This is a genomic window from uncultured Gimesia sp., assembly GCF_937919775.1.
Lineage (GTDB): Bacteria > Planctomycetota > Planctomycetia > Planctomycetales > Planctomycetaceae > Gimesia.
The window spans coordinates 1-3589 of the sequence record NZ_CALFPF010000370.1; the positions used below are offsets into that span (position 1 = coordinate 1).

The 3589-nt window shown below is 51.0% G+C and carries 3 protein-coding genes; 2 read left to right on the forward strand and 1 reads right to left on the reverse strand.

The window, feature by feature from the left end; genetic code table 11:
* Positions 1 to 496 precede the first annotated feature (496 nt).
* Both ispH and Q0294_RS10170 read left to right on the forward strand, forming a co-directional pair.
* Positions 497 to 1432, forward strand: coding sequence for a 4-hydroxy-3-methylbut-2-enyl diphosphate reductase (ispH, locus tag Q0294_RS10165; RefSeq protein WP_299464307.1), 936 nt, complete (start codon positions 497 to 499; stop codon positions 1430 to 1432).
* Between the two features lie 172 nt (positions 1433 to 1604).
* Complete coding sequence (locus Q0294_RS10170) at positions 1605 to 2429, forward strand: DUF3467 domain-containing protein (RefSeq protein WP_299464309.1); 825 nt, start codon at positions 1605 to 1607, stop codon at positions 2427 to 2429.
* 14 nt (positions 2430 to 2443) lie between these two features.
* Here Q0294_RS10170 and Q0294_RS10175 read toward each other — a convergent pair whose 3' ends face one another.
* Complete coding sequence (locus Q0294_RS10175; protein WP_299464311.1) at positions 2444 to 3556, reverse strand: glycosyltransferase family 2 protein; 1113 nt, start codon at positions 3554 to 3556, stop codon at positions 2444 to 2446.
* Between the last annotated feature and the right edge of the window lie 33 nt (positions 3557 to 3589).

A 3589-nucleotide genomic window follows, 5' to 3' on the forward strand; every position in this document is an offset into this window, starting at 1 on the left:
AATTGCAGATATTGCCGATGATGTGATTTATGTGCCTGACGTGGATGATTTCCTGCAACCTCTGGTCACGGCGATTCCGCTGCAACTACTGGCGTATCACATCGCGGTTTTACGGGGCTGTAATGTCGACCGCCCCCGTAATCTGGCGAAAAGTGTGACCGTGGAATAGTGGTGTCAGGCGAGAAAAAATGAGAGGAGCGAATGCGCGATTCTCATTCTCCAGGCTGGAGTCATTTCGCGAACCTGCAGAAAAAACGCCTGATTTCAGTAAAATCACTGAAATACAGGCGTTCCTTTTCCGAAAGTTCGAAAATTGAACTTTCCGGATTTGGTTTCGCTCCGCCTACCGCATAGAATGATCTGTGAGGCCGCGTTGCGCGTGCCCGGGCAGTGTGATTTATGGGTGGGATGGCGTTCGTCAGCCAGTCAGCATGGTTTTCGACCCTCCCGAAGCAGATCTACCACTCTATGTTTCTGCTTAACTGGAAATGATCAAATGAAAGTAATTCTGGCAAATCCCCGTGGTTTTTGTGCGGGGGTTAATATGGCGATTGAATGCCTTGAAGAAGTCATTCGGATTTTTGGCAGCAGCATTTATGTTTATCATGAAATCGTGCATAACAAATATGTTGTGAATCGCTTTACCAATCTGGGGGTGACTTTTGTTGATTCGGTGTCGGAAGTTCCCGAAAAGTCGATTCTCGTCTTCAGTGCTCATGGCGTTTCCCCTGCGATCCGACAGGAAGCCCGCGACAGAAATATTCGCACGATTGACGCGACCTGTCCGCTGGTGACCAAGGTGCATACAGAAGCGATTAAGTATGCTGAGGCAGGCTATAATATCATTCTGATCGGTCACGAAGGGCATGATGAAGTGATTGGTACGATGGGGGAAGCTCCGGAAAGTATCACTCTGATCGAGACCCCGGAAGAAGTGGCGGCTCTGAATTTTCCGGAAGAGGCAAAACTGGCTTATCTGACTCAGACGACTTTGAGTGTAGATGAAGCGGGTAGAGTCATTCGAAGTCTCAAGGAAAAATATCCCCAGATCGAGAGTCCTCCCAAGGAGGATATCTGCTATGCGACAACGAATCGTCAGGAGGCGGTTTCCGAACTCGTGCTGCAGGCGGACCTGGTACTGGTGCTGGGCAGTCAGAACAGTTCCAACAGTAAACGGCTGATGGAGATCGGCAAGACGGCACAGAAGCCTGCTTATCTGATTGATGGCGTTGATGAACTTTTACCCGAATGGCTCGAAGGGTATGAGACGATCCTGATTACAGCCGGTGCCAGTGCGCCGGAAGTGGTCGTCCAGGAATTAGTTCAACATCTGGAAGATCAGTATCAGGCGGAAGTGGAAAACGCCGTGATCCGTAAAGAATCGGTTCGCTTTCCACTGCCCAGAGAGTTGCGTACACTGCAGTCGAAATAGAAACAGGTTAGGTCGTTGCATTTTATCAGACATTGTGCAGAATAGTTGGCAATGGTTTACTGATAGCAGAGAGCAATTTTCTGTAAGTGGTGGCTGAGTCAGATTTGAATTTGAATGTGACTCTATAAACGCGAAACGATTTGAGAATCCTTAAAGAATTGAAACAGCCGATATGAGTGACGAACTAACGCCAGCAGAAAATGACGATGAATTCAGTCCGGAACGGCATACCCAGGAAATCAGGCATTCCCAGGTGAGTGCGCGTGTTCCCGAGGGAGTCTCGCGCGGGGTTTTCAGTACCGGGGCCGTCGTGTTGCAGGGCGGGCATGAGTTTATTCTGGATTTCCTGTTGAGAATTTCGACGCCGCAGCAGGTTGTAGCGCGCGTGGTTCTGCCGCTGGGCGTGGTCCCGCAGATGATTCGTGCCCTCAGAGACAATCTGAACAATTATGAAAAGCGGTTTGGGACTCCCACGATCCCGACACCACTGCCGCCGCAGGTCACCGGGCCGGCCGATTCGATCAATATCGGAACGGGCATTGAAGCACCTGCTTCGGAGGAACCAACGCCGCCGGTTTCGGATTTTGTTTCCGGAGCCTCAGCAAGCGGTATGGGGGCCGTCGGTGAAACCAGGACACCTGAGGCTGAGTCAACGCACAAGTCAAAGCCGGAGACGGTTACCAGACAGGCAGAATCGGGACAGAAGCCTCCGTCCGCGGAAGAACTGTATGACGAACTGAAACTGCCCGATGATATGCTGAGCGGCGTTTATGCGAATGCCGTCCGGATCGGGCATTCGGCGACCGAATTTTCGTTTGACTTCATCACCACGTTTTTTCCGCGCTCGTGTGTGTCGGCCCGAGTGCATATGGCTGCCCCCAATATTCCCCGCCTGCTGGATTCACTGTCACATTCGTTTGACCAGTTTCAGCGAAAAGTGGCTCAGCAGCAGAAACGCCAGCCGCCGCAGCAGGGTGATCAGCCGGGTAATCTTTAAAACAGAGAAGTGTATCATTCTGTTTTCAACTCATCGCCGGTTGGCTTGTGTTTGGCAAAGACGAGATAGCGGCAGAGAATAAAATTGAAGGCCATTCCCATGAGAATTCCGATCAACGCCGCCAGCATGGTTCTTTTTTCAAAGTAGGCGAACGAATTGCACAAGGCGATTGTCGTTGCCCAGTTGCAGAGCGCACCGGTCAGACAACTGCCGCTATAATGGAAATACTGCTTGAGAATCGGCGCATCCCGCGCATAGGAAAATGTGATATTCCGGTTGAGCAGGAAATTGGTACTCATGGAAACCCAGATTGCCACAGCGATGGCGACAGATCGGTCGAGCCAGTGCAACAGCAGGGAGAGTGCCAGCAGATTGACGACAACTCCCGAGAGACCAATCACGGCGAATTGAATAAAGTACGCGTAATTTCTGTATTTAAAATCGAACAGTCGTTTCAGGTGCTTCAAGTAATTCCATTGTTCTGTGAATGAGAGTTTGCTCGTTCCGAGAGTTCGGTCGGCGAAGTGGATTGGAACTTCAACAATGTTGCGACACCGACATTTCACCAGCAGTTCCAACCCGATTTTATATCCTACAGGGTTGAGCAGATCGCGCGCTTTCAGAAAATTGTGGCGCGAGATCGCAAAAAAACCGGCCATCGGGTCTTTCACTTTTGTGAAGGGGCGCGCCAGCCAGGTGGCAATCCGGGAATTGAGTTTTCGGAACCAGCCCCAGGTCTCTTCGGTTGATCCGCCGTTCACATAGCGGCTGCCAATCACAAAATCTGCGTGTTGATTTTTCAAAGCCGCATACAGTTCCGGAATTTTTTCAGGCGGGTGTGACAGATCGGCGTCCATCACCAGCAGGATTTCGGCAGAGGCGGCATCCAGGCCTGCGATCACGGCGGTTGAGAGTCCCCGCTCATTTTTGCGCGTGATCAGCCGCACCGGAAATGACTCGGATAGTGTTTGACAGACGTCAGGCGTACCGTCCGGACTGTGGTCGTCCACAATGATGATCTCAGCCGAAAGGGCGGAGTCTATGAGGGTTTGACCAATGCGGGGGATCAGCTGTGTTAAATTCTGGGCCTCACAATAAGTGGGGATGATAATCGATAATTGCAGCAAAGTTCTCACTTTTCAGGATTGTGACGATTGTAA